The sequence below is a fragment of the Haloactinopolyspora alba genome, assembly GCF_003014555.1.
GTDB lineage: Bacteria > Actinomycetota > Actinomycetes > Jiangellales > Jiangellaceae > Haloactinopolyspora > Haloactinopolyspora alba.
Map to the genome: position 1 here is coordinate 81265 of NZ_PYGE01000001.1, position 26183 is coordinate 107447.

Genomic DNA, 26183 nt, shown 5'->3' on the forward strand with positions numbered 1-26183 from the left:
GTCCCTGCCGGGTGACCCGGCCCAGTCGTCAGCATGGCCCGCCCACCTTCGAGGACCGGCGCGGTCTGGCCCGGGTACCCGGTCACGGTTGAGGATGGTTGCCAGGTGGTGGATCAGCGCTGACACGTTCGGCCTTCCGGACAGCCGTGCGGTCGGCGAGCGCGATTGTTGCGGTGGCCAAGAGGACGGCGAGGGCGGCGCCGACAGTGTTCATCGTCCAGTCGTTGGTGTCGCAGGCACGTCCGATAGCGGGCACCACCGCCTGGAGCGCTTCGATCGCACCGGACAGTACAGCACCGGCTGCAAGCATCAGCAGTCGTCGCCGGGTGGCCAGCGTGGCGAAGAAGACCGGGGGAAGGAACAGGGCTGCGTTGGCCAGAAGTTCGACGCTACCCGGTGTGGGCATGTGGAACTGGATCGTACAGGTGATGCCGTCTCCCCCGGTCGAGGTCGGGACAAGGGGCAGCACGGCGACCGGCAGCACGGACAGCAACACGAGAATCCACAGGGCCCGGTTCCCGTGCCGGCGGGTGCGCAGGATGAGGTAGCCGACTCCGACGCAGGCAACGGCGATCAGGACGAATACCACCGGCACCAGCGTCGAGTTTTCGATCAGGACGTTGGTGATCACGAGGCACATGATCCCACTGCCCTCGACACGCATCAGCCGACATCGAGCCGATCCGATCCCTGAAGATGCTCACCTTGCCCCTGACGCCAACGTCAGGGGATAGCGTGCACAACAGGCTCGACGGGCTCTGCACCAGGACACCCAGGATGAGAACGAACATGGATCTACCTCAGGATGAGGCGGCCACCGCCGCCGACACGCAACCGTCTGTGCGGACAGCACTCATCGTTGCCGGCAGGGTCTCCGTCCCCGCCAGCGACGTCGAGACGTTCGTCGCCGAGGCACAGGCGACGTACCCGATCGCTGCGGCGAACCCGGGCAACGTGCTGATCTCGTTCTGCGTGGAAGACGCGGCGGCCGGAACCGTCACGGTCCTCGAGCAATGGGCGTCCCAGGAGGCGCTCGACCGACACCTCGCCGAACCGGAGGTCCAGGCGCTCTTCGCCAAGTGGGGCCCGCACATGCGAAACGAAGTGCGCAAGTTCGACGCGCTCAATGAGAGAGACCCCCGAGCCTGAACACCCATCGTCCGGGCTGGACTGCGTCGACGCCGCCCCTGCCAGCCCGGCCCGGAATATCCGTCCGCTGCTGATCCTGCCCGGATCAGCGGTAATCGTCTAGGAACATTCCAGACGCATGCCGGCACGCCAGATGCCGCGAAGATCGAGGGTGTCGGAGACGTGCGCGGTGGGATCGCCTCCGACGAGGAGGATGTCGGCTCGTTTGCCGGCCTCGATACGCCCACGGTCCGCGAGACCGAACCGTTCCGCAGGGATCTGCGTCGCGGAGCGCAGGGCGTCTGTGGGGCTGAGGCCGGCCTCGACGAGCAGCTGCAACTCGTGATGAACGCTCGCTCCGTGGACGATTCCGCCGTGCTTCAACGGGGATGCGTCCGTACCGGCCAGGATCGGAACTCCGGCTTCGTGGAGCGCGGCCACGCTTTCGAAGACGTCGGCAAGCCGGCCTTCGGGGTAGGAGTTGAAGCTGCTGCCGAGCGCGTCGAGCCACTCATGGTTGAGCCGTGACCGGACTCGAGAATCCGCGGCCAGCGCGGAAGCGTCGTATCCCACCGTCGATGAGTTCATCACCAGGCAGGGGGTGACGAATACACCGGCATCGACCAATGAACTCACGACTCGTGAGGTGGCCGCCTGATCGACGAAGAGGTGGGCCAATCCGTCGACGCCGATCTCGAGCGCTTGCTCTGTGGCCCTGACGGTCATCGCGTGCGCGATGACCTTCTTGTTCAGATGGTGGGCCTGGTCGACGCCAGCACGGAGCGTGTCGGTCGTCATCACCGGAAGACCTGGGTGACCCAGAACCGTGCCCTCTTCGATCATGACTTTGATGTAGTCCGCACCGTCGGCCACCTGTGCCGCGACCAGCGCCGCGGCCTCGTCGGGTGTGGACGCCGAGGGCATCGACCACCCGTCGCCGGCAAGGTTGTTGTGAGCCTTGATGAGCTGACTGGGGTGCCCATCCTTCGCCATGAGTCCGGTGAGAGCGACTCTGAGGTCGGCGACCCGAGGGTCGGCGGCGACGGCAGCGCGCTCCTCGGCGGTCCAGAACCCCTGCATCTCGAGCGCGGTAGTGACCCCGAACCGCAGCGCGGTGCCCAACTCCGCAACGGTGGTGTGGACGTGGCTGTCGATCAAACCGGGCAGCACTGTTCCCCCACCGGCGTCGACGACCGTGTCGAGCGCTGCCGCCTCGGCCCCGATCGCTGTGATCACTCCGTCGTCCATGGTGAGTGATCGTTCTCGCCGCACCGCGCTGCCATCGAAAATTCGGGCGTTGACCAGCGTTGTCGGCATCTTCACTCCCAGCGCGTTCGTGGCCGTCTCGAGGGCTGTCTCCCGCACGCTAGGCGGTCGCGACGCCGCCAGGCAGGGTCTGTCAGGACCCGGCTGGGCAGAACCCCGCAGGGCTCGAAGCGCTCCAGTTTGCCAGGATCTGCAGCGCATCAGCGCTGGGCGAGCCCGGCTGGACCGAGTAGACCAGCATGACCAACCCAGGCTCGCCGGCCAGGTCGAACGACGCGAGATCGAAATCGATCTCGCCCACCAGCGGGTGCCGGTACCTCTTGACACCCCTGCGGAAACCCAGCACGTCATGCGAGGAGGCCCACAGCTGCCGGAAACGCTCGCTGTGGGTGGACAATTCGCCGACGAGCTGGCTGATGCTCTCGTCCTCGGGGTCGCGTCCCGCCGCGGCCCGCAACAAGGCGACCGCGTTCTTCGTGGTCAGTTCCCAGTCCCGGTAGAAGTTCCGTGCCCGCGGGTCCAGTAGCTGGAACTTCAGGTGGTTGAACGTGCCGGACCCGACCTCCCTTGCGTACGGGTAGACCGCCCACCCGATCCGGTTGGCGGCCAGGATGTCCAAGCGGGCGTTCTGGATCAGCGCAGGCAGCGCGATGGAGTCCAGCACACGTTGCGTCTCCGGCCGGACTTGCGGCTCGGCTCGGTGCGAGCGTCGGACGACGTGGCTGCCGCGCATCGAGCGCACCAGGTGCAGTAGATGATCGTGTTCGATGTCATCCAACCGCAGTGCCCGGGCGACCGACTCGAGAACCTCTTCGGAGACCCCGGCGATCTTTCCCCTTTCCACACGCGTGTAGTAGTCCACGCTGATTCCGGCAAGATGAGCGACTTCTTCGCGGCGCAACCCGGGTACCCGCCGGGACCCGGTGAACACCGGCACGCCGGCTTCGTCCGGAGACAGCCGAGCCCGCCGCGACGACAGGAACCCACGCAACTCAGCCCGATGATCCATGCACTCGACGGTAGTTCCCGCTCGCGCGCGTCACGAGGGGCGTTGGCGAGTCCCCCAGGCTTCACGGCGGTCCGCTGCCGCAAATATCGCGTCACAGGCAGTGTCTTGACGGACGAACGGATACCTACCCAGGCACGTCACGCTCACGTCCACCGGCATGTCCCGGATTGTCCGAGAACGACGATTCTGCTGCCAAAAGCCTCCAGCCACGCTACCGCGGCGCATGCCGTTGTGTCTCAGCCGTGCATCAGGGGCACATCGACGCGCGCGCATATCTCGGCGTACGAAATTCCCCAGGTCTCACGGACGATGATCGCCTGCTCGGTGAGTTCGAATTTCGCGACGTCGGTGTAAATCCGGTTCACACAGCGTAACGCCGTGAGTGGGTACGTACACGCTTCGACGAGCTTTGCCTCGCCCCCTTTGTGAACAGCGACATCGTCACGAAGACCTGCTTAGCGCCGACCGCCAAATCCATCGCACCGCCCACCGCGGGTATCGCGTCCGGAGGAGCCGGCGACTCCGCCGTCGACGCCGGATTCACACTGATCCACTTCCACCGCCGAGCACGCCGGAACGCCCACTGAGAATCATGTGAACCTGCCGGATAGTCGACTCACCGAGCGGACGACACTGATGCGCCCGGCAACGACGCATCTCGTAGTACAGCGAGTCGAGGATCTCCGCGTCGATCTTGCCGACCTTCTCCTTGCCGATGAACGGCAGCACATGCTTCGTCAGATAACCCCGGTACGTCCCCTCCGTGCTCGGCTCGAGTTTGTTCTCCCGCACGTGACGTTCGAGCAGCTGATCCACAGTCGCGTTTGTTCGTGGATGCCGCCGCTCGTACACCTCTGCAAGTACACGCGTGCAGACCCGCTCGACGGTGGCCACACAGCGCAATGACCCGCTTAGCGCAACGGTCGCCAGCCCGTCGTGTGGACCGGGCAGCGACCTGGAGCGTGCACGCGTACCTGCGAGCGACCACCAACTGCGACGCGGATCAGCCACCTCAGGCGCCGCCTCCAAATCAGCACGGCCAGGGCGACGAGTCCCGCTGTCTGCGGCCACAGCGGGGCGGGCCAGTTGTCGTCAACCGGTGCGTATCCACCGCGGAGCAGACCGGCGTGCCGTTCGAAGTGGTTCCGTGAGCCTGGAAAGAACGTGCCATCGATGAAGTACGCCGGCGGGAACGCGAACGGTCCCGCCACTAGAGTGCCCACGGCCCACTGATCCACGTGCCGTGATTCGTGGAAGCCGAGCTCGGCCTCGTTCACCCGGTCCTCGGAGATGTTCGGCCCGTAGCGAAAGTACCAACCCTCGTCCGTGATGCCATAGACATCCTCACTCAGGTACCCATGCGTCGGACCATTGGGAGGCATCCACGCCACGAAAACGTCCCCGAGCGTCGTCCCCCCGCCGCTGATGCGCGGCGGCGGCCAGAACATCACCAGCAGAGTTGGGCCCGAGCACGACTCCATGCCCTGCGCCCACCCGGCCAGAACGCCCACGCCACTGATAGGAGCAACCAGGAAACTCCGCGTGGCCGCCCACCACGGCGGAGGCGAGATGTTCAGCTTGGGTTCCGGACGCACGTCGCCCTCCGCAGTGACGTGGCTGTGGCACCTGATCTGGGGCGCCAGCACGGTCTGCAGCCGGGCCAGGGACCCCGCCACCAACAGCGCCGCGACCGCGAATACCGCAACGTTACGCACGCGCTGATGAGTCCAACATGTCCGGCATCTCGCGGCTCGACGCAGGCGACGGATCCGCAGCCGTGGCAGCGACCAGATCAGCCCTGCCAGGCCGAAACAGATGACGCAGGCGAACAGTCGCAAGCCGGGACGCGCGTGATGGAACACGCCGAAAACAGTTCTGCCCATACTGTGCCCCTGCGATCAGTTGAACAACGGCACTACGTCAGGTCGAGGGCTCGAGACCAGCGTGAGCGTCGACCTGCTGGAACTGGACGCGTCGTGCACGGCCGGACGCAGCGGGCTCGTCCTGCGACGGTACCAGTATCGCCCGCGGGCGGGCTGATGTCGGCTGCATCGGCCGTGCCCGGCCACACCTGCGTGCGGGTCACCCGCTTCGAGCCGTTGGCAACCGTTCGCGTCGACGTTTACCGAGGGGTCCCGCGCCGTGTCAAGAACGTTCGCCAGGCAGGAGTCCGACGTTCGCCAGGCATTGGTGGAATCACACGAATCACGCCGACCGTGGAGGAACCGTGCGTCTCACCCGTACTCTCTGGCCACTGGCCGCCGGACTCGCCCTGACGGCCGCCACAACCATGACGTCTATCGCCACGACGGCCTCGCCCGGCAACGCTGCGCCGGGAAGCGAGGGCTGCTGTGACATCGTCGTCACGGATCAGGCCCGCGACCAGATTCTGGTGCTGGACGCGGGCAAGCAGGACTGGGACGCCGAGCATGGCTCCCGGGCCGTGAAGTGGGCCTGGCAACCGACACTCGACGAAGGCTTCGACGGTCTGGTCGACAACTGGGGACTGCCTGACGAGGCGAAGCTGCGCCATTTCCAGGGTCGGCGTTACCTGCTGACCACCGACTCGTACGGCCTGGCGGCGATGGTGCCGTACCCGTCAGGCAACGGCTCGTATTGGGCCGCGGACGTCGGGCGAGGGGCGAACGCGCACAGCATGGAGGTCCTGCCCGACGGCAACGTCGCGGTGGCGGCGAGCACCGGCGCCTGGGTACGGGTCTACACCGCGTCGCAGGGGGCTCGGTCCACGACGTACACGCAGTTCGACTTCCCGGGGGCGCACGGTGTCGTCTGGGACGCAGATCGGGAGCTGCTGTGGGCCGTCGGCGACTACGAGGTCGTCGGCCTCACCGTGGGCGGCCCGCCTGCGGAGCCGACGCTGACCGCGACCACCCGCTACGAGCTGCCCACGCCGTGGGGCCACGACCTGCAGCCCGTGCCGGGCGACGACAACCGGCTGTGGGTCAGCAGCGGCAGCCACGTTTATCAGCTCGACGTCCGCACCGGGGTGTTCCACGACGACTACCCAGGTGCCGAGACGATCGACAGCTACGGCGTCAAGTCGGTGACCACCAACCCGGCCACGGGCCAGGTGCTGACCGCAGCGCCGGAGGAGGGCACCGGCTGCAGCTGGTGCACTGCGACCGTACGGATGCACCAGCCGACCGAGTCGCGGACGCTGCCGGACTCGCAGATCTACAAGGCGCGTTGGTGGGTCGATCCGGCTCGCTCATAACTGGATGCTGCGCAGCATCGATCGGTCGAAGAACACGTCGTCCCACGCTTCGCAGTGCTCGCGGTACCGATCGGCGTCAAGTCTCCGACAGTGCTCAGCCGGTCACGGATGCCGGGCCGTACGTGACCGCGAGCATCGATCTCCGCCGGCCCGGGCCAGCACGAGCCCGGCCGGCTTGGCTCGACATGATCCGAGGCCGCCCCAAGAGGGCCCTGAAGATCCGGCTCCCGAGGCCCAGCGCAGGGCCGATCAGTCCGTTTTGTGCTGCGTACGGCGGGTGTAGGCGCGGGCGGCGCGGGCGCGGTCACCACAGCGGGTGGAGCACCAGTGTCGGCGGCCGCGCCGGAGAAAGAACCGGTTGCAGGGGCTCGATCCGCAAGCGGTGAGACGTTCGGAGTCGGGTCCGACGACCAGGTCGGCGGCGTCGGCGGCAAGCGTTGCCAGGGCGTGGTCGACGACCTGTGAGGTGGGGTGCGGCACCGCACGGTAGGGACCCGTCTTTTCGTCCCAGTGCAGCAGCGGGGCGGTCGGCACCCTCGTCAGCGCGTCGTTGATCGCGGACAGAGCAGCGGGCAGCGCGGGCAGACCGGCCACACGTGCGGAGAACAGCGCTCTGACCTGCTCCCGCAGGGACCGGAGCTGGCTCGCGCACATCTCCTGCATGTCGCTTTCGACCGGCGCGAGGTCGCGTTCGGACAACCATTCGTTCGATGCGCCGGGGCTGCCAAGCAGGTCGATGGAGTACCCGCCGGGCAGCGCGAGGGAGCTGTTGGCCAGCGCCAGGGAGAGGTACTGATCCTCTCCTGGCGCGGGCGGCAGGCCACGCTCAACAGACACGAACTCCTCCATAGAACTCATGGTACACGATCAGATAAGCCGTGATGTTCACGGATTGATTTGTGATCATGCGTGATGCCACCTATCGTGGTATCACGGTTTGCGACAATCTATCCGTGAGAGGACTTATCGTGCCAGCTTCCGCTGCAGCCACCGCGCCCTTTCCCATCCGGGTCTTCGGCGGCCCGACCGCTCTGTTCGAGTACGGCGGCCTGCGCTTCCTGACCGACCCGACCTTCGACGCCCCCGGCGACTACCAGGTGCCCAACGGGCCGCTGCTGACCAAGACAACCCCGTCGGAGGGCGACCCGGCCGACCTCGGCCGGGTTGACGTTGTGCTGCTCTCCCACGACGAGCACGCCGACAACCTCGACGACTCCGGTCGCGCCCTGCTGGCCGACGTGCCGCTCACCCTCACCACCACCGGCGGCGGGCAGCGCCTCGGAGACAAGGCCCGCGGCTTGGCCGATTGGGAATCGATCGAGCTCGACCGCCCTGCAGGAGGTACGGTCACCGTCACTGCCGTCCCGGCGATCCACGGGCCAGGCTCCCGGGAGGAGGTCGAACCGTTCGCCGGCCAAGTCGTCGGCTTCGTCCTCACCGGTGACGGCCTGCCCACTGTCTACGTCAGCGGGGACAACGCCTCCTTGGAGCTGGTCCGCGAGATCGCCGATCGCTTCGCCCCGGTAGACACCGCCATCATGTTCGCCGGTGCGCCCAGTTTCGCCATACTCTTCGACGGCAAGCCCATCGTGTTCGACAGCACCCAGGCCGCCAAGGCCAGCCGCATCGTCGATGCCCGCCGAGTGGTGCCGGTGCACTACGACAGCTGGGCCCACTTCACCGAAGGCCGCCAGCACCTGGAAGCCGCCTTCACCAACGCCGGATTGGCCGACCGCCTCGACTGGGGCCGCGACCACTGAGTCCCACTTCCGTGCACGCATCGCTCCGTGGATCCAGTGCACGCGCCGCGCCCACGGAGCAGACGGACTTGCACCCTGCACGTCGGCCCAGCAAGGAGCCCACATGTCCAGCGAGAACAACAAGAACCTGGTCTAGCGCTTCTACGACACTCTCGACTACGGCGACTACAGCGACGGTGACCGGCACGACCCACTACGACTTCATCTTCTACCGCCAGATCGACACTTCCCCCGACCCGGCGCCGACGGATTCCTCGGCGCTGGCAGAATGATCTATCTGCGCGCGTATCGGACCATCGAAGTCCTGAGGGCATCGCTCATCACGCCCCCACCGGAGCTGTGTTGGCGCCGTCCGTGTCGGGCACGGACTCATGTGAGTCCTCCGCACCGTAAGTTGGGGTAGCGCGCTAGTACGACACCGTGACGCTTGGGCGCGCGGAACCTGCCTTGGGCAGGACCGTACCGCCGATACCGGCAGTCTGCCCCGGTCCGGAGCTCCTGGTTGGGCAAGCACACGTCACAAGCCGTGTCACATGCTGACCTTCAGGCGTGAGACGCTGTGGCGTGCGACGACAGGGCGGAGCGCTGAGATGAGTGACCGGCCGATCGAGGGTGCCGTCGAAGGACTGGCCGAGGTCCGAGACGCGACCGTGCCGCAAGAGATCGACGGTCTCCTCGACTTTGTGCGCGGCGACATCGAGAACGTGCGCCGATTGGTCGAGCGCGCCACGTACCATGCGGCCGAGGCCTCGACACTCGAGGAGCTGGACGCTGTCGAGGCTCGCACGCAGCACGAGCTCCGCGGTCTGGGCGACGAGGTGGCCGGAGCAATCTCCGAGGCGATCGATGAACTCACAGCCCTGAAGCGCCCATCCGACCACACACCCGCCGTGGTTGATCACATCGCGCCCGCAGCCGCGCACCCTCCAGTCGTCCATCTCTCCTCCACCGACCCCAAGGACGCGGACCTTCGGGCGAACCCACCCGCAGCAAGCGTGCTCGTGGTGGACGAGACCACGGTCTACACCGCCGACGAACACCGCCGCGTCGTCAGGGTCGATGCGACACTCACGGCCACGCAGCCGGGCCAGCGCAACGAGTACGCCCAGCGCACGCTGGCAGGCAAGCTCGACGGCGACGACGCAGGGCACCTGATCGCGCACATGCTTGGTGGCATCGGCGACAAACTCAACCTCACGCCGATGACCCGAGACCTCAACCGCTCGAAGTTCGCCACGATCGAGAACACCTGGCGAGAAGCAGTCACCGCCGGCAAACCTGTCGAGGTAGAGATCGCCCTGCACTACCCCGACGAAGGACCAAGATCCAGTGCCATCACCGTCACCTACACGATCGATGGGCGGCGCCGCCGCGTGAAGCTGCCCAACACGCCACCCGGAGGTAGCCAATGAGCATCCCTGATCCCAGCAAGCTCAACGCTGTCGGCCAGGCGATGGTCGCCGCCGCACCCGACGGGTGGCGATTCCTCAAACTCGAGGTGATGGCCGCCGGCGAGATGACCGACACCGGCTTGGAGATCGAAACACAAGACGGCAGCATCGACACCGACGCCGTGCTCGAACTCGACGGCCTGGACGCCGTCGAAGAACTACGCGCCGACATGTACGAACCGGGCAAGGGCACCTGGTACCTCGCCACGATCACCATCGACGAGAACGGCGAGATCAAAGCCGACTTCGACTACGAGAACGCACCATTCGGCGGCATCCACGACCAAACCCCCAGCAGCGGCAACGCCGACCCAGAACTCCTCCTCGAAGACCACAAGAAGTTCCCACGCGACCCAGAGCTACTACCCGAATGGCACCCCGCCCGGCAAGCAACCCAACCGTAAACCGGCCCGGACAAGGACCGAAACCGCCGGACGGGCCCGGGGCGGTGCTACACAGACCACCAAGTCCAACTCGGGGCGGGCTTACGAGGATCTGGGAGACGCGAACCGGACGCACCGTCAGATCGAACCCCGACCTACTGATCCGTAGGGAGCAGGAAGGCACCTCATAACGCCACTACCAGCAACAACGGTTGCATCAATGCCCGCACCACAGCACTGGAACCACCCTCGTTGACTCCGTTTCGCACCATGAACCGCACCACAAGCACGACGCGCCGAGCCGTTGCAACGTGCGTCAGTCGGCCCAGAATGCAGCAACTTTGGCGCTGCATCGATGCGCCGGTTCGTCCCCGGATGTAGGGCACGCTCCTGGCGCGATGTGGGACGTTCTAGCGAAGGTCTACCGACCTTCAACCGGCTGAAGACGGCGGCGACTCTCGGCCGCCGAGCTCATGTTGGGCGTGTCAACTAGGCGAGCGCTTCGCGGCGAGCTCCGAAGAGTGTCGGTGGTGCCCGGCATACTCACGGAGCGCGCATCGTTCGTCATCGCTCACCCGGGATGGCATGCACCGGTTTCTCCGGGCGGCAGCGCGTCCCTGATGGCCAACAAATGGAGCGACATGACAAACGCCGTGGAATCGATGCCCGATCCCGCTCGGTACCTGCTTGCCCAAGTGCGCGAGTCGTTCGGCCGTGTGGTGTACAGCCACAAGACGCACGAGAAGCAGGCGGACTTCTGCTTCACGAAGTACCGCTGGCAACAGGTGGCTTTGGTTGGGCTCACCGCGATCAGCTCCGGGACCTTCCTCGCCTCCGTCGTTGGCGTCGTCGCGAGCCCCAAGATCGGCAGCCTCGTGACGTCGTTGATCGCACTGCTGGTGACCGCAATCAGCCTTGCCACGAAGACCTTCAAGTTCGCCGATGAGGCTGATGCGCACCGCGCCACCGCTGCGCACCTGTGGGACGTCCGCGAGTCGTACCTGTCGCTGATCGCCGATCTGATGGCGGGAAGGATCGCCGAGTCCGACGCCCGTGCTCGCCGCGATGAGCTCCAAGAGGCCGCCCGCTCTGCCTACTCCGAGGCACCGCGAACCACGGCCAAGGCCTTCTCCAAGGCGAGCGACGGACTCAAGAACAACGAGGAGATGACCTTCACCTCGCGGGAGATCGATATGTTCCTGCCTGAGGCACTCCGGCTCAACGAGAGCGAGGCGTGAGCATGAAGACCTCCGAGATCTTCGATGCCCTGCTGGACAACCTCAAGGTCGGCGACGCCAGCACGACCATCGCGGCGCGTCGGGACGAGATCACCAAGGCGCTGAACAAGAACTTCAGGGCCAAGGACGGCTCCACCGACCACAAGCTGATGGTCGGCTCCTATGGTCGGTACACCGCCATCCGCAGCATCTCCGACCTCGACATGATCTACATCCTCCCGGCGGGTCTCCGGGCCACCTACGACGGTGAAACCGGTCCGATGCGAGTCCTTGAGAGAGTCCGAGACACCCTCCAGGCGCGGTACCGGACCACCGACATCCGCGTCGATCAGTGCGTCGTCCGCGTCCAGTTCACCAACTTCAAGTTCGAGGTCCAGCCGACGTTCGAGAACGACGACAGCTTCGACTACCCCGACACTGTCGCCAAGCGTTGGAAGGTGACCAAGCCGCGCGACGAGATCAGCGAGACGCGGGCCTGCAACCAGCGCACCTCGAACAACATGCGCCGGCTCGCGCGGATGACTCGCGCGTGGAAGAACACCAACGGCGTGAACATGGGTGGCCTTCTCATCGACACCCTCGTGCACCGCTTCTTCGCGAACAACGACGACTACGACACCGCTGACACCGACTCGTACGACGTGATGGCTCGCGACTTCTTCGAGTTCCTGGCCACCGAGCCCGACAAGGAGTACTACCTTGCTCTCGGCAGCCACCAGCGAGTGAAGGTGAAGGCCCAGTTCCAGCCGAAGGCGAAGAAGGCCTACAACCGGTGCCTCGAAGCGATCGAGAACGAAGGCAAGGCCGCCGCCAACAAGAAATGGCGCGAAGTGTTCGGAACCTCGGTGCCGCTGAAGGCTACCGAATCCGCATTCAACTTTAAGGACACCGAGCAGTTCATCGAGAACTGGTTCCCAGTGGACATCGGCGAGACGCTCACGATCAACTGCCAGGTCGCTCAGAGCGGCTGGCGACCGGCCTCGCTGCGGGACATGCTCCGCACTGGGAGCCTGCTCCTGCCGAACAAAGACCTCGACTTCACCATCACGGAGTGCAGCGTCCCTCGGCCGTACCAAGTGAAGTGGAAGGTGCTGAACCGCGGCGCGGAGGCCGAGCGCCGCAACAAGATCCGCGGGCAGATCATCGGGTCAAACCGTCCGAACGAGAGTCTCCACGAGCACACCCAGTTCCGCGGCGATCACCTGGTCGAGTGCTACATCGTGAAGGACGGCATCCTCGTCGCCCGAGACCTCGTCGAGGTGCCGATCAGCGCCAACGGTGCGTAGGGTTGCCGCGACATATTGGAAGCGAGCCGATCAGTAGATGGCGATGTCAGGACCCGCACCCCTAACCCCGCCTTTCCGTTGCTCGCGCTCCCGGTCATCAGTTCAACCGTCTCTCATCATCATTCCGCCGCCTGTCACCACGCCCACAGAATCCGAACCGGTCTCTGTTGATCTCCGCTTCGCGGCGGCCAGAGCACCGAGCTTGTCGTCGTCGGGTCATGACCCGCGCCGCCGTGGTTGGCCCTCGCCACGTGAGGGCCGCGCCTGTCACGGGCCGAGGCGACAAACAGTCGTCATCACCGCGGCGACCCACTAGGCATGCTTAAGGAGCGACACGGCTAGTGGGCTGGTGGCAGAGGGCCGTCCGGGGTCAGGTTCCATTCGTGCGCGTGCACCAAGGACACCTGCCCGAGCGCCGCGATCCTATGTACAACGGCATCGACCTCGGACTCGTCGATTTCCTCGTTGAGGGAAATGCCCGTGGCGCCGGTGTCGTCGAGAACCGACCAGGTCTCGAAGAAGAGGAGGACGATCTGGTGGAGTGAGAAATCCGCGAGGTGTTCGCGAAACTCGGGCTTGTTGGTTGTGATCTGGCCGCCCGGCTCACCCCAGGACCGACGCAGGATCTCTCCGGCCGAGAAGTGCACTGAGCGGCTAGAGGCAGAGTGGAGGTAGTCATACAGTCGTCGGTGGCCTGCCTGGTCGGCTACCCACTCGCCACTCGGGAGGAGCCCGCCCCATCCGTACGACCTTCCTAAAGCTTTCAGATCATTGCGCACCTGGCCGGTCGATGCTTCAGCCGCCGCCAGCAACTCGTCGGTAAACCACAGTCCGTGCATGACCTCGTCGCCGACGTATGCACGCTGGGCGTTCAACGACCTGAGACCGTCCCACTTTGCCAATACCTGAAAGAGTTTGTGCGCATCCTCGCGTTCCAGCTTGGACAGGAACGCGAGGTACATCACCTCCTCAAGCGAGGCGCGAATGAACCCGACCGCGAGGTGGCCGAGACCCGCGCGGGCGAGGATAAGCGCGGCCCGGATGCATTCGAGTTGCCGGCGAAACGCGGCGTTGACCGCCAAGAGGCGAAGATCGCGTCCCATCGCCTCCGACCAGTCGACGTCCCCGATCTGGAAGAGTTTGTCGGCGAGGTCGGAGAACTCCTGTACAGCTGTGATGCGGCGCTGCAGCAAGGACGCTGCGTCTTGGTCGGGCTCGAGCATGCCGCGATGCTATCGGGAACGCTCGACGGTTCGGGCGCCTTGCTCACCCATGCGCAAGGGAAGCACCGGAGACACATTGTCCCCAGACGCTCCGTGTGCTCCCCAATCGCAGTCCTCCCGACGGTCTCATGCCGTGGAAGGGCCGCCGCCGCGAAGCGCGAGATGCGGGCGACGTCTCGGATCCGCAACGAGCAGTGTGACCTGCGTCATTCCGCCGCGAAAGACGCCGGCCGTGCACCACGGCCTCAGCCGTGTTGAGCGACGCCGAATCACACGCTCTATCGGATCGAGCCCTGAACGTGCAGATCACAAGGCCGCGCGAGCGCACCTCATTCAGCCAATACCAGCAACGATAGTGACACCGACGGCCACCCAGACGCCCCAAGAACCACACCTGTTGACACCGCTTCGTTCCACAAACCGTTCCACGCTGCACATGCACCAGCGGCTCGGCGGGGAACGTACTCCACGCGAGCACGGGCCGCTGACTACTTTGCGCAGGTCTCGTCGTGGACGGGGTGCCTGGTGGGGACGAGATCCGGGCTGCGGGGATACATGCGGTGGTCCTCGAGCAGGAGCTCGGGGTCGGCGTCGCCCTCACCGTCTGGGTCGGTCTCGTCGATGACACCGCCGAACGGTGGCGTGTCGTAGTCGAACTCGACAGTGACCTGACGCTGCTCGTCGACCGTGATGCGGGCGTTGTACCAGGTGCCGTTGCCGTCCTGGTACATGTCCGCGCGCAGTTGCCCGCACAGCCGCCCGGTGCCGCTCTCCAGTCGCACTTCCGGTCGATGCTCCTGTCGCCCATCGTCACCACCAGCGCGGTCTCGACCGTGTCCGCCAGCGCCGAGACCTCCGGGTCCAGCTGCCGCTGCCGCTCCAGACGACGGTAGCGGCCCTGATTGACCCTGCGGCCCTCCATCGGCACGAGATTGATCGCGCCACCGATCCCACCGAGAATCCGCGCAATGATGTGCCCGGCATGGTCTCCAGGTAGGCGACCCTGCAGAGTGCGCTCGGCCCGCGGGTTCCGCAGCTGCTCCGGCGACACCTCCGTCTGGGGGCGCCGCGCCGCACAGTGAAGTGCCCGCGATCACGGCTCCGAACGAACCTGGGCTCCTGGAATGGCCTTCAAGAACGGGGACCAGGTCGACCGGCACTGTGAGCATCATGGTGCCGATCATGGTCCCGGTCCGCCTGCGCACCTGAGACGCCACACGCCGTGTCACAATCTGCTGCACGGAACTGGCCAGCCGCGCGAGGCGACATGGCGAGGCGCATGGCCGATGAAGCGTTCCGCATCGAGCAGGACCGTGGCCGGTACTCACCCCATGTTCGGCTTGAAGGATCACGTGAGGGGGCCACGGGCTTGTCCAACGACGTCCGTGCCGCCGGGAACCGTCGCCGGGCTGGACATCACCGCCGATGCCACTTGTCTGACGCTGTTCGCGACGGTGCGGCGCGCTGACGAGCCGGGGTGATCCCCGCAGTCGGCTGCGTGTTCGTCGCCGACGCAGCCTCGGTCGTCAGTCGAGGCCTTCGACGATGCGGAAGTCGCGCTCGAAGCCGTCGGGGAGTTCGGCCAGCGCCTCCTGGTAGGCCGCGCTCGCGCGTGCGGCGACCGCCTGCTCGAAGCTGTCGAACTCGATCAGGACGACGCGCTCGGCGATTCCGGCTTCGTGTGCGTCGACCCGGCTGCCGATGCTCGCGAGCACCCGCCCGCCCGCGGCCGCGACGGCTAGACCTGCCAGTTCGTTGTAGACATCAAGCCTCTCGGGGTCCTCGATGGTGGGGTAGACGCTGACCCAGTAGCCCTTGGGCATGGAACCTCCAGTGTTGGAATGAGTGCATCTGACTTACGGGTTGGTCTCGGACGAGCGTCGGCGGGCGAGGGCGAGGCTTGTCAGCGTTGTCATCGTCATCGCGGCGACGCCGATCAGCGCCGCGGTGGTGTAGGCGTCGTCGTTCGGGAAGAGGCGGCCGGGGCCGGTGCCCGCGGCCAGGACCAGACCGCCGATGGCGCTGCCCAGGGAGTACCCGACGCTGCGGACGACGTAGTTGAAGCTCATGGCGCTCGACGTCTCGCTCTTGGGGGTGACGGCCAGGATGACGCCGGGCATGGCGGCCGCGAAGCCGCCGACTCCGAAGCCCAGTACGCCCATGGCCGCGAGCAGTTCGGCCAGGTTGGACCGGGCGGTGGCGAACAGGACGAACCCGCCGCCGACGATGACGGCGCTGCCGGCCAGGAGCAGAGGGCCGTCGATCCGTTCGCGGACCCGGGGCGTGAGCTTGCCGGCGACGAACCCCAGCACGGAGAACGGGATGAGGACCAGCCCCGCCACGAAGGTGGTCAGTCCGAAGCCGTAGCCGGCGCTGTGCGGCGTCTGCGCGTAGCGCGTGATGAGCGTGAACAGGAGGTACATGCCGATCCCGCCGACGAACATGGCGAGGTTCGCCCTGGCGACCGCCGGGTGCCGTACCGCCCGGACGTCGACCAGGGGCGTCTTGGTTCGTAGTTCGGAAACGGTCCAGACGCACAGAAGAATCACGGCGGCGACGGCAAGAGTCACCGCCACGACGAGGTGTCGGCTCCACAGGCTCCTCTCGCCGGCGAGGAACAGGACGAGGAGCAGCGCAGCGGTCAGGACGACCGCGCCTGCCACGTTCACGTGAGCGGAGCGGCCTTCAGGAGCCACGGGCACGGAGCGCCACGCGGTCACGAAGGCGACGGCGCTGACGAGCAGGCCGAGGCCGTAGGCGGCCGGCAGTCCGCCGAACTCGGCGAGCAGCGCGGCCAGCGGGTAGCCGACGCCGGCTCCGATGATGGAGACAACTGAGATCAGGGCGATCGTGGCCGCGCTGCGCTCCTCGGGAAGATGGTCGCGGGCCATGCCCATCATCAGCGCTGTGAGACCGAGTCCGACGCCTTGGGCCGCTCTGCCCACGAGCAGCCAGGCAAACGGCAGCGGCAGCACGGTGAGAGCGCTGCCGACGACGACGATCGCCAGCGTGGCGAGAATCGTGGCCCGCCGGTGCGGACCGGCTCCGAGCCGGCCGAGGACGGGTGTGGCGACGGCGCCGCTGAGCAGGGCGATGGTCAGCGTCCACTGCGCGCTGTCGAGGGAGACGTGGAACGTGGTCGCCACGCTGGTGATGAGCGGCGCCCCGAGACTGGCGACCGCCGCCACGACCAGGGCGATGAACATCAGGGCGGGGACCAGCAGACGTGCCTCGGAACGTATCAGGGCAGTGCTCATGGGCTGGTCATGAGCCTGGGCCGCGCTCACCGGTCGGACTCCTCATCGGGCGTGGCTTTCGAGCTCCGCCAGATGCAGCAGCGCCGGAAGGGCTGCTGCCAAGGCCTCGACCTCGTCCCCGGTGAGTTCGTCGATCAACCGCGCGTACGCGTCGACGCCCGCCTGGCGGCGCGTCCGGACGTACGACGCGCCGGCCTCGGTCAGGCACACCAGCGTGACCCGCTTGTCGGACGGATCGCCCTTCCGCTCGACCAGCCCGGATTCCTCCATCACCCGGACCAGGACGGTCATCGCGGGCTGCGTGACGCCCTCGGCCACCGCCAGATCGGTGATCCGTCGCGGGCCGGTCTTGTCCAGGGCGGCCAAGGTGGCGGCGGACGTCAGGCTCATGTCGCGGGGAAGGCGTCTCACGGCCCTGGTGGCCAGACCGTAGAGGGCTGACCCGATGGCATCGGAAGCGGCGTGCGTGGCGTCTCGGCGACTCACGCCTGAAGCATAGCAGTCTTATATGAATCCTTTATGCATCCCGGGATCAGGGTTCGTCGATACCCTGACAGCGGACCGTGCCCACCGGGCCGGTCAAGTTCGAAGACCCGACATGCGCCCGACCGAGCCCAGGCAGGAACCGGCCGACGCGGGTGGTGTAGACGGCGAACGCCGTGCCGTGGACGCGGCGCAGGTACGGGTCCACGACCACCTGGACCTGATGCTTTCGGACCACGCGCCCGGCGAGTAGCCAAGTGGCGCGATCTCCGGTCATGTGTGACCGTCGCGTGACGCGTCCCAGCGGACGGTCAGGCGGTGTGCGGGAAGACCGATGAACGGCAGCACATGCTTCTTCAGATAGCCCCGGTACGTCCACTCCGTACTTGGCTCCAGCTTGTTCTCCCGCAGGTGCCGCTGAAGCAGCTGATCCACGGCCGAGTTCGTTCGTGGATGCCGCCGCTCGTACACCTCTGCGAGAACACGCGCGTGCGGACCCGCTCGGCCCCAGCGTCCGCCTGGGAGCCCAGCGGGCACGGTCTTACGGAAGTTGAAGCGCTTCGTCGACTCGAGCGACGCCCGCGTACCCGGTCTCGCGAGAGGCGCCAGACGGCAACTCCTCGAGATGCCCCTACAGTTTCGTCGGACGACGTTCCGCCTCCGGCATGGACCCGTCGAAGCGACAGGGTGTTCCACGGACCGTTCCACGCCGAAGAACCAATGCTCACCGTGAGCTGCCGCCGCCCTGGTCAGGAGGGTGGACCCCCGGGGGATCGAACCCCGAACCCGCGGATTAAAAGGCCGCGTGACGGCACCTCATACAGTCACTACCAGCAACAACGCTTACCCAGTCGACCCCTTGAATCGTGTCACACCACTCTGTTCGACCCCGTTTCGCGTCACGAACCGTGTCACGCCGGCCGGTTCAACGGCTCACCGCGGCGCCAGCGCTGCGAGCGACAGGACAGGTGGAACATCCACCGCCGTCCCGATCAGGGCGACGAGTTGGCGCGGGCGGGATGCCAGCCGGGGAGGTTCTCCGGGTCGCGGGGGTAGATCTTGTGATCCTTCAGCATCAGCGCGTCGTCGGCGTCGCCCCCGGAGTCCGGGTCGTCGTCGTCGACCATGCCGCCGAGCGGCGGGGTGTCGTAGTCGAAGTCCGCCGTGATCTTGCCTGTGTCGTCCACGGTGAACGTGGCGTTGTACCAGGTGCCCTTCCCCGGCTCGTACATCGCCTTGCGCAACTCGGTGACCGTTCGGACTCCGGCCCCAGCCATGACCACGTGGGGCTCGCTACCGTCAGGCATCTGGACGTCTAAGCCGACATCGGTCAGGTTCCCGGCCGCGGTGACGTCCAGGGTGAGTATCTTCCAGCCCTCGGGGGCGGCATCTACCATCGCCTGTCCGATGGCGTTCAGAAGAGACGGGTCGGGGATGCTCACGGCTCGATCTCCTCAGTTGGGTCGTTGTCGAACGGCACGGTACGCGGTTTCTGGCCAGCGATCTCATAACTGACGACGATCGAGATCGGTCGGCGCGCATCAGTGTCATATTCCAGCTCGATCTCCAGGTCGACGGTCTTGCCTTGTTCCACGGCCCTGCGCCACCGGCGCTCCATGGCCGCATATTCTTCGCGGTTGACCTTGCGCGTCATCGGCACCAGGTTCAGCTGGTCGCCAAGTCCTCCCAGCACTCTCGCGATGAGATGGCCGGCGTCGTCGCCGGGGAGCTTGCCCTTCAGGGTGTGCTGTGCATAGTCGTTGCGCTCGCCGGGTTCGCCAGCTGTCAGGGTCGCCTCTGCGCGGACAACACGGCCCAACTCATCAGTGGTGTACACGAACGCGTCGTCCACCACGATGACGCTGTTCGGCGGCGGGCTGCGCCGCACTCCGGCGTCTTTACGATCAGTTCCGGACACACGCAGGAGCACCTGTTCGGCACTCCCGGACAGCTCAGACGGATCCGCGCCTGCTGGACGACTCAGGCCCTCGAGTTCACCAATGACATCGGTCAATGCCGCGCCGACCTCGTCCCCCAGCCGACGCACGTCACTCCCCATGTGCCGCTCGGCCTCGTCCAGATCAGCAAGCGCATCATCGGCGTGTGGGCCAGCCTCAGCGACCAAGCGGCGGATGTTCTCCATGTCGCCGCGGACCACGTCGAGAAGACCATCGACTTCACGCGGCGCCGTCTCGTCCCGGACCTGCTCCAACCCCTCAGCACCATCCCTGATGGGTCGATCGCCCACGCAACCACCCGCTCTCTGCACTTCGCAGTCAAGACAGGCTCTCATGGCGCTTGAATCGTCCGCGACGTATAGCCGGTCTCCAGACCAGAGAGGACCCTGGGCTGGAGCATACGAGGCGACGACGACATTGCGACACGTCCACTCGCCACTTGGGCGAACCGAAATCACCGCAGCATGGGCCTACCGTTACGGCGCGCTGGTCTCGTCGTGGACGGGGTGCCAGGTGGGGACGAGTCCGGGGCTGCCGGGATACATGCGGTGGTCCTCGAGCAGGAGCTCGGCGTCGGCGTCTCCCTCACTGTCCGGGTCGGTCTCGTCGATGACACCGCCGAACGGTTGCGTGTCGTGTCGAACTCGACAGTGACCTGACCCTGGTCGTCGACCGTGATACGGGCGTCGTACCAGGTGCCCTTGCCGTCCTGGAACATGTCCGCGCGCAACTGCCCACACAGCCGCCCGGTGCCGCTCTCCAGTCGCACTTTCCCGTCGACCATCGTCACGACCAACGCGGTCTCGACCGTGTCCGCCAGTGCGGAGACCTCCAGGTACAGCCGCCGCCACCCCGTCGGAGCGGAGCACAGCATCGCCTGACCGATAGCGTGCAGCGTGTCCTGCTGGTTCGGGATACTCATCGATCGTCCTCGTCCCGCGGCGTGTTCATGATCGTCATCGACTTGGTCTCGGTGGCGGTCTCGTAGGCCCCCTGAAGAACGACGGCGCCACACACAGCCCTACCAGCAACAACGTCCACGCGCCGACATCTGAGGACTTGTCACACCGCTCCTGCTCGCTCCGTCGCGCGTACGGACCGTGTTACGTGCGACCAGGGCGCCAGCAACGACGGTCATTGCGTAGTAGTTTGTAGTAGACTCGTCTCGGTGGAGAACACACCGGACTGGAGCATACGAGGCGACTACATTGCGACCCGTTCCACTCGCCACCCAGGCGACACCAACATCGACCCAGCATGGGCCGACCAGGCATTCACCGACACGCTCCGGGTGGTGTTCGACCCCGACTACGCCAGCAAGACCGGACGCAGCACCCGAACCATCGGCTACTCGCCGACCGCCGGGTTCATCATCACCGTGATCACCGTCGTCGAGGACGACCACCTGTGGGGCGTCAACGCCTGGCGATCCAACACGAAAGACACCGCCGCATACGAACACGACGAAAGGAGCCACTGATGAGCAGGCACATCGTTGACATCGAGGCCGAGGCGTCCGAGGCCAGCCGGGACATGGACATCCCCGCCGGCTCCAAGCCGACCCGGCCCGGCCGGACGACCGTGCTATCGGTGCGGCTCGGACAGGACGAAGCCGACGCGCTTACCGAACTCGCCGCCACCCGCAGCGTCCCCGTCTCCACACTGGCCCGCTCACTCATCGTCGAAGCACTGCAGACCGGCGACCAACAGCCAGAGACCGTGCACGACGAAGTCGTCCGAGCCCTACGCGAAACACTACGATCCGACTTCCTCGCCGCAAGCTGACACCAAGTAGACCTACGCCCCCGCAACACCTAGATCAAGTGCCGTCACCGGCACTTGCAAGATCGACCAGGCGCCGCCGCGTGAAGCTGCCCAACACGCCATCCGGAGGTAGCCAATGAGTATCCCTGATCCCAGCAAGCTCAACGCTGTCGGCCAGGCGATGGTCGTCGCCGCACCGGACGGGTGGCGATTCCTCAAACTCGAGGTGATGGCCGCCGGCGAGATGACCGACACCGGCTTGGAGATCGAAACGCAAGACGGCAGTATCGACATCGATGCCGTGCTGGAACTCGACGGCCTGGACGCCGTCGAAGTGCTACGCGCCGCCATGTACGAACAGGGCAAGGGCACCTGGTACCTCGCCACCATCACCATCGACGAGAACGGCCAGATCAGAGCTGACTTCGACTACGAGAACCCGCCATTCGGCGGCATCCACGACAAGACACCAGGCAGCGGCCACGCCGATTCAGATCTCCTCCTCGAGGACCACAAGAAGTTTCTGCGCGACCAGGAACTACTACCCGAATGGCACCCCGCCCGGCGAGCAGCCCGGCCGTAGACCGGCCCGAGCAAGGACCGAAATCACCGGGCGGGCCGAGGGCGGTGTTACAAGACCACCAAGTCCAACTCGGGGCGGGCTCACGAGGACCTGGGAGACGGGAACCGGACGCACCGTCAGATCGAACCCCGACCTACTGATCCGTAGGGAGCAGGAAAACGCCTCATGACGCCGCTACCAGCAACGATAGTTACAACGCCCGCACCACGCTGCTGAAACCACCCTCGTTGACTCCATTTCGCACCACGAACCGCACCACAGGAACCGGCGCGCGTCCGGCCGTCGAGTGTGACGGCCGGCGACGGGGTGGCGACGCCTATCGAGTATCGACGAGATGGTTTCCTACACCGCCTCGCCGTCACGCCGCGCCTGGATGAGCCCGTAGAAGGTCAGCATGGCCTTGCGCTCGTCCTCGCGCATCCACTTCTGCTGCCAGAGAACACGCTCGACCGCGTCGTCAAAGATGATCTTTGCTGGCTTCAGCGCGACCGGACTTAGGGTCCTTGCTGCCGGGCCGGTTTCGGCATTCCCCCGGCCGACCCTCAGATTTCAAGCATCGCTCCCGAATCCAGTCCCGACACACAGGCCGGATCACGATCTACGCAGTGACTAATGGAACGGCACCGGTGGGAGTACGCTCCAGATCATCGTCAGCGGCTCGACCTGTATGTCGTGAACCTTGATCTCGGGAGAGACCAGTGTATTCCCGCCGCGACTGATCAATGTCGTCGTGCGCTCACCGTCAGTGGACAGGAGCAGCGGGTAACCGTGCCGAAAACCAGACAAGAGCGCCTCCTTTGCAGAGCGTGAGAGATGGACGAACGTCCGCGATAATGGCCTTAGTCCCTCTCCCTTTTCGATGATCGAGCTGGCGGCATCAATTGTGGTGGCGTGAAACGCCTTCGTAGCATACTCAGCTAGACCTTCGCGAACGCCCGCGCCTTCCACGCGACGCGAGTGCCCGTATCGAGCCCTGACCAGACCGTCACGGTACTCGAATCGTGGGTCTGAGAGAGTCGAGGCCACAATGGCAATCTCTTGCTCGGAAACCCGATGCCCGATCGCAGACGTCAGTTCCTGGATCGACGCCCAGCCGTCTGGATCAAGACTGACTACGGGCCCGTGTCTCAGGTGATACGCCATCGACTTACTGATTCTGCGACGACGATGCTCATCGATGACGAGCTCGCTCGACGGGAGCTCCGACAGGCCCCGGTTTCGCCTCCATGCAGCAAGCACACCAATGACCCAGTCCCGGAGTTCGGCAGCAGCAGCATCGACTGCCAGCCCGTCGAGTGTTGCCTGAGCATGGGATTGATCCGATGGAGTCGCCTGATCCCACGTCAATCGTCTCAGAGCTCGTGCTGCCACACTGGCCTGATAGGCAATCCAAGCTCTTTGCGGATCGACTTTGAGGTGCCCCAGCAAACTCGCGACGTACTCATCGAAGACACGGCGTCTCCCACCCCAATCGCCCGGGTCGAAAACCGGAGCGTCATCAGTAATCTGAGCGAGCTCGTAACCCAATGGACGTGAGCCAGTGGCCTCAAGGTCGATGGCGAATAGCTTGCCATCATCGGCTAGCACCCAGTTGTCCAAGTGTGCGTCCCGACGTCGAACAGGCGGGACGTCCGCTACCATCACCCACCAGCCGTCAAATGTCTGAAGCGGTTCGCCGATTCCGATGGCACGGAGCCACCGGTACACCTCCTTTTCCTTCAACTCCTTCCGGACACCGTCTGAAGTCGCGGCCTCGACACCGTTCAAGAATGCCAGGAAGCCAGCCACACGGGCGAGTAAATGCAGTCGCTTCTCCGATGACGCGCCGCCAACAACACTAGCGACGGGTAATCCCGGCACGAACCGCCGAACACTTCGCTTCATGCCGTCCTTCAAGTCAGAAGCCACGAAGTGTTGCGTAACGCCGTATACACCGCCCTTTGCTGCTGCCTCGATCGAAACGTCCAGGTGCGCTAGTCGCTCGGACTCACGCTTGAGAGCGATCGAAGTAACCGTTTTGATGACGAAGTTCTGGCTGACGAGCCCATAGTAGTCGCCCACTGTCGTGACTTCGCTTCGACCACCGAGCGGGCTCTCTGCTAGGTCCGGACTGGAAAGCGCCCGCTCGGCCGCAAGCGCGAGCAGGCTCCTCCAATCACCGGTCTCCAGGAATCGAGCAATTTCGCCAGCCTCTCCTGAGAATGGCCCGAGGACCGAAATAGGGCCGTTAGACTCAACGTCCTGAGCAAGCAACAGGAGCGGGGACGCCGACGACGCATTGCGCGTCGCCATGTCGATCAGAGTTTTCAGATCGCCCGACCGAGCACCGTCTCGGCCGTCCAAAGATGCGAGCAGCAGGGAGTCCCGGATCCCGAGAAGCACCGATCTTTCATCTGAAAGCCCAGGGCGGACTACCGTCCCCCTCCGTAGCTCCACCACTCGTCTGAGTCGCTCAGGGGTTTCGTCCCCTTGGTCGGCGGCCAGCAGGTCGGCGCACACACCTTGGGCGAGCATGTCACCGGAGTTCGCTCGGTCAATTATCGACTCAGTTAGTTCGCCCGCAAGCATTGCGAGCAGCCGCGGAGCCTTTCCGCTGCGCGCACCGAATGGCAGGCGGAGTCCGATCGTGGCACCGTCGTCGAGGATGGCCGGGTCATCTTGCGCCACATTGATCAACATCTCCAGCATCAGGGCACGGACCTCGTCTGAACCGAGGTGGCGCTCGAACGCAAGTCGGACGCACTCGGCAGCTTTCCTCAGTCCCGCGCTTCTCGCACTTCTTCCGGCGAACGATGCAAGGCGAAGGTACGCATCGCATGCCGCAAGTTGAGCTGCTGGATTCTCGTCGTATTCTAAGTCCGATAGGTAGCTCTTGGCTCTCTTCATTAACGCCAACAGCTTTGGCGGATCAGGCTGAAGATCAAACCTGAGAACACTCGCTTCAAGCAGGTACGGCACGGCGGTCGGGGGGTCGTTACCCTGTTTGAGAGATCGTTCCAGCGCGGCGATGGCCTCAGTGACGTCGCTGCTGTCGACACTGTCAAACCTGGACATCAACACAGTGGCCACTCCAAGTCGTCCCGTAAACTCCCGCCGTCTTGATTCTGAAGTCATCTCCTCGTGTCCGACGACGTCACGCAGAAAGCCGCGTGCGACGCGAAGAGATTGGACGAAAAGGACGGGCCTGCGCCAATTAACGTCTCGCGCATAGTTATAAACGGACAGAGCAGCTTGCTGACGGGCAATATGAAGCGTCTTTAGGTAGGTCATTCCTCGAGGGAGTTGCCGGGCAACTGCACCGACGCCAACGGCTAGCTTGGCTTCAAAGAGGAGCGCTTCTGATACCGAGACTTCTTCGGCATTCAAAGCTGCCTGCCAGTCACTTAACAACTCTGACGCCTTCGGCTTAGGGGCCAGCAAGGAGTTGAAACGCACTTCCCCTTCCTCTGGTTTCACGGTCGGAGCCCGATCTGACTTTGTGGGAGTGATCGCTAGACTCCTGAGGGTCGACATGACTTCCACCTCGTCGTCCGGACCGAGTACAACCCGCGACGATAACTGCCTTCGGGCGACATCCGCGGGGCTGACGTTGAGATTCACGCCAATTCCTTGTGGGTCGCACGAAAGGCCACGCCGCACTGCCAACAGCACTGACTCTCGTGGTCGCTACCTGCCGACGATGTGGCTGAACGAGCCGCCGTTAATAGGCCCACCACAAGTCGACGGTGTGGTGTACGCTCGCCAAGCATCGACTTCACCTGCCATTCGCTGGTGACATTCCGGCCACTGTAAAACGCAGGTGGTCGCTCATCCTTGGGCGACCACCGACGTTGTGCACGGTGCAAGACCAGATTATGGCATGAATTTGCGCCACGTGGCGTCGCTGGCCATCATCCGACGTTGACACACGTTCCACGCGCCGCTGAGACGATACTCGCTCTTCATAGTTGAGCATACCGGCGCCGCCTTCGGGGCGCACCGTGGTGCGCGAAGATTCGGGTGCTTGGGCGGGTTGCGACTGGTTGGTCGCGGTTGGATGCTGAGTACGTCCGTCGTGGTTGACCCCGGTCACCCTCTGGTGTCTGTGAGCCTGTAGTTGAGCATGGTGGCGGAGGACTTCCACGGGAACCGTGGATTGGTGCCGTGAGCCCGAGCGTCA

28 protein-coding genes and 2 pseudogenes are annotated in these 26183 nt (G+C 65.2%); 12 read left to right on the forward strand and 18 right to left on the reverse strand.

From position 1 onward, the window contains the following. Positions 1-82: 82 nt before the first annotated feature. Positions 83-631, reverse strand: coding sequence for a VanZ family protein (locus CLV30_RS00360; RefSeq protein ID WP_106535593.1), 549 nt, complete (start codon positions 629-631; stop codon positions 83-85). A 209-nt stretch (positions 632-840) separates the two neighbouring features. Here CLV30_RS00360 and CLV30_RS00365 point away from each other — a divergent pair, with 209 nt between their 5' ends. Continuing rightward, positions 841-1149, forward strand: a complete 309-nt coding sequence (locus CLV30_RS00365) for a putative quinol monooxygenase (protein WP_165358382.1) — start codon at positions 841-843, stop codon at positions 1147-1149. A 99-nt stretch (positions 1150-1248) separates the two neighbouring features. Here the strand turns inward: CLV30_RS00365 and CLV30_RS00370 are convergent, their stop codons facing one another. The 5 genes and pseudogenes from CLV30_RS00370 to CLV30_RS00390 all read right to left on the reverse strand — a co-directional run bounded on the left by CLV30_RS00370 (position 1249) and on the right by CLV30_RS00390 (position 5286). Further along, positions 1249-2445, reverse strand: coding sequence for an amidohydrolase family protein (locus CLV30_RS00370; protein WP_106535594.1), 1197 nt, complete (start codon positions 2443-2445; stop codon positions 1249-1251). Positions 2446-2527: 82 nt separating this feature from the next. Next, positions 2528-3403, reverse strand: a complete 876-nt coding sequence (locus CLV30_RS00375; RefSeq protein WP_106535211.1) for a helix-turn-helix transcriptional regulator — start codon at positions 3401-3403, stop codon at positions 2528-2530. Positions 3404-3639: 236 nt separating this feature from the next. Beyond that, positions 3640-3911: pseudogene (locus CLV30_RS27705) on the reverse strand (sugar phosphate isomerase family); the annotation flags it as partial. Positions 3912-3943: 32 nt separating this feature from the next. After that, positions 3944-4297, reverse strand: coding sequence for a hypothetical protein (locus CLV30_RS00385; protein WP_129710798.1), 354 nt, complete (start codon positions 4295-4297; stop codon positions 3944-3946). 17 nt (positions 4298-4314) lie between these two features. Continuing rightward, the gene (locus CLV30_RS00390; RefSeq protein ID WP_129710799.1) at positions 4315-5286 is read right to left on the reverse strand and encodes a hypothetical protein; all 972 of its coding nucleotides are present in this window, start codon (positions 5284-5286) and stop codon (positions 4315-4317) included. A 19-nt stretch (positions 5287-5305) separates the two neighbouring features. Here CLV30_RS00390 and CLV30_RS26840 point away from each other — a divergent pair, with 19 nt between their 5' ends. Continuing rightward, on the forward strand, positions 5306-5443 hold the full coding sequence (locus tag CLV30_RS26840; RefSeq protein WP_211299990.1) for a hypothetical protein: 138 nt from the start codon (positions 5306-5308) through the stop codon (positions 5441-5443). A gap of 187 nt (positions 5444-5630) precedes the next feature. Then, positions 5631-6638 (forward strand): DUF6528 family protein, encoded by a 1008-nt coding sequence (locus tag CLV30_RS00395; protein ID WP_205740336.1) that lies wholly within the window; start codon positions 5631-5633, stop codon positions 6636-6638. A 249-nt stretch (positions 6639-6887) separates the two neighbouring features. On the opposite strand, the gene CLV30_RS00400 is transcribed toward CLV30_RS00395, so the two are convergent. Further along, positions 6888-7487: a CGNR zinc finger domain-containing protein gene (locus tag CLV30_RS00400; RefSeq protein ID WP_106535214.1), complete on the reverse strand. Its 600-nt coding sequence runs from the start codon at positions 7485-7487 to the stop codon at positions 6888-6890. Positions 7488-7537: 50 nt separating this feature from the next. Here CLV30_RS00400 and CLV30_RS00405 point away from each other — a divergent pair, with 50 nt between their 5' ends. The 5 genes from CLV30_RS00405 (at position 7538) to CLV30_RS00425 (ending at position 12756) form a co-directional block, all read left to right on the forward strand. Then, complete coding sequence (locus tag CLV30_RS00405) at positions 7538-8398, forward strand: MBL fold metallo-hydrolase (RefSeq protein WP_211299991.1); 861 nt, start codon at positions 7538-7540, stop codon at positions 8396-8398. Positions 8399-8988: 590 nt separating this feature from the next. Then, positions 8989-9810, forward strand: a complete 822-nt coding sequence (locus CLV30_RS00410; protein WP_165358383.1) for a DNA/RNA non-specific endonuclease — start codon at positions 8989-8991, stop codon at positions 9808-9810. Then, a complete protein-coding gene (locus CLV30_RS00415; RefSeq protein WP_106535216.1) occupies positions 9807-10253 on the forward strand; it encodes an antitoxin YezG family protein in 447 nt (148 codons plus the stop codon). Before CLV30_RS00410 ends, CLV30_RS00415 begins: the two co-directional genes overlap by 4 nt. Positions 10254-10762: 509 nt before the next feature. After that, positions 10763-11470: an SLATT domain-containing protein gene (locus tag CLV30_RS00420; RefSeq protein WP_205740337.1), complete on the forward strand. Its 708-nt coding sequence runs from the start codon at positions 10763-10765 to the stop codon at positions 11468-11470. A gap of 2 nt (positions 11471-11472) precedes the next feature. Continuing rightward, complete coding sequence (locus CLV30_RS00425; protein WP_106535218.1) at positions 11473-12756, forward strand: nucleotide-binding domain-containing protein; 1284 nt, start codon at positions 11473-11475, stop codon at positions 12754-12756. Positions 12757-13094: 338 nt separating this feature from the next. On the opposite strand, the gene CLV30_RS00430 is transcribed toward CLV30_RS00425, so the two are convergent. The 6 genes and pseudogenes from CLV30_RS00430 to CLV30_RS00450 form a co-directional block, all read right to left on the reverse strand. Next, positions 13095-13979: a DUF5677 domain-containing protein gene (locus CLV30_RS00430; protein ID WP_205740339.1), complete on the reverse strand. Its 885-nt coding sequence runs from the start codon at positions 13977-13979 to the stop codon at positions 13095-13097. Between the two features lie 488 nt (positions 13980-14467). Further along, positions 14468-14761 (reverse strand): hypothetical protein, encoded by a 294-nt coding sequence (locus CLV30_RS27125; protein ID WP_240723123.1) that lies wholly within the window; start codon positions 14759-14761, stop codon positions 14468-14470. A gap of 101 nt (positions 14762-14862) precedes the next feature. Beyond that, positions 14863-15030 (reverse strand): annotated as a pseudogene (locus CLV30_RS27710) (DNA/RNA non-specific endonuclease); the annotation flags it as partial. Between the two features lie 475 nt (positions 15031-15505). Next, the gene (locus CLV30_RS00440; RefSeq protein ID WP_106535220.1) at positions 15506-15802 is read right to left on the reverse strand and encodes a DUF1330 domain-containing protein; all 297 of its coding nucleotides are present in this window, start codon (positions 15800-15802) and stop codon (positions 15506-15508) included. A gap of 33 nt (positions 15803-15835) precedes the next feature. Beyond that, positions 15836-17236 carry an MFS transporter gene (locus CLV30_RS00445; protein ID WP_106535221.1) on the reverse strand — a complete coding sequence of 467 codons (1401 nt, stop codon included), beginning with the start codon at positions 17234-17236 and terminating at the stop codon, positions 15836-15838. A 42-nt stretch (positions 17237-17278) separates the two neighbouring features. Further along, a complete protein-coding gene (locus CLV30_RS00450) occupies positions 17279-17626 on the reverse strand; it encodes a MarR family winged helix-turn-helix transcriptional regulator (protein WP_106535222.1) in 348 nt (115 codons plus the stop codon). A 208-nt stretch (positions 17627-17834) separates the two neighbouring features. Here CLV30_RS00450 and CLV30_RS26170 point away from each other — a divergent pair, with 208 nt between their 5' ends. Beyond that, entirely contained in the window at positions 17835-17972 is a 138-nt protein-coding gene (locus CLV30_RS26170) for a hypothetical protein (RefSeq protein WP_165358384.1), read from the forward strand. Between the two features lie 20 nt (positions 17973-17992). Here the strand turns inward: CLV30_RS26170 and CLV30_RS26175 are convergent, their stop codons facing one another. The 4 genes from CLV30_RS26175 to CLV30_RS00475 all read right to left on the reverse strand — a co-directional run bounded on the left by CLV30_RS26175 (position 17993) and on the right by CLV30_RS00475 (position 20599). After that, positions 17993-18154, reverse strand: coding sequence for a hypothetical protein (locus CLV30_RS26175; protein ID WP_165358385.1), 162 nt, complete (start codon positions 18152-18154; stop codon positions 17993-17995). Between the two features lie 557 nt (positions 18155-18711). After that, a complete protein-coding gene (locus CLV30_RS00465) occupies positions 18712-19161 on the reverse strand; it encodes an antitoxin YezG family protein (RefSeq protein ID WP_106535225.1) in 450 nt (149 codons plus the stop codon). Beyond that, the gene (locus tag CLV30_RS00470; protein ID WP_165358386.1) at positions 19158-19967 is read right to left on the reverse strand and encodes a DNA/RNA non-specific endonuclease; all 810 of its coding nucleotides are present in this window, start codon (positions 19965-19967) and stop codon (positions 19158-19160) included. Before CLV30_RS00470 ends, CLV30_RS00465 begins: the two co-directional genes overlap by 4 nt. Before the next feature lie 164 nt (positions 19968-20131). Then, positions 20132-20599 carry a hypothetical protein gene (locus tag CLV30_RS00475; RefSeq protein ID WP_106535227.1) on the reverse strand — a complete coding sequence of 156 codons (468 nt, stop codon included), beginning with the start codon at positions 20597-20599 and terminating at the stop codon, positions 20132-20134. Between the two features lie 246 nt (positions 20600-20845). On the opposite strand from CLV30_RS00475, the gene CLV30_RS00480 reads away from it, so the two are divergent. The 3 genes from CLV30_RS00480 (at position 20846) to CLV30_RS00490 (ending at position 22024) form a co-directional block, all read left to right on the forward strand. Continuing rightward, entirely contained in the window at positions 20846-21157 is a 312-nt protein-coding gene (locus tag CLV30_RS00480) for a hypothetical protein (protein ID WP_205740340.1), read from the forward strand. Next, complete coding sequence (locus CLV30_RS00485) at positions 21157-21462, forward strand: hypothetical protein (protein WP_106535228.1); 306 nt, start codon at positions 21157-21159, stop codon at positions 21460-21462. The genes CLV30_RS00480 and CLV30_RS00485 overlap by 1 nt, the downstream gene beginning before the upstream one ends. A 115-nt stretch (positions 21463-21577) precedes the next feature. Then, positions 21578-22024, forward strand: a complete 447-nt coding sequence (locus tag CLV30_RS00490; RefSeq protein WP_106535229.1) for a hypothetical protein — start codon at positions 21578-21580, stop codon at positions 22022-22024. 609 nt (positions 22025-22633) lie between these two features. Here CLV30_RS00490 and CLV30_RS00495 read toward each other — a convergent pair. Beyond that, a complete protein-coding gene (locus tag CLV30_RS00495; protein ID WP_129710800.1) occupies positions 22634-25624 on the reverse strand; it encodes an RNA 2'-phosphotransferase in 2991 nt (996 codons plus the stop codon). Positions 25625-26183 lie beyond the last annotated feature (559 nt).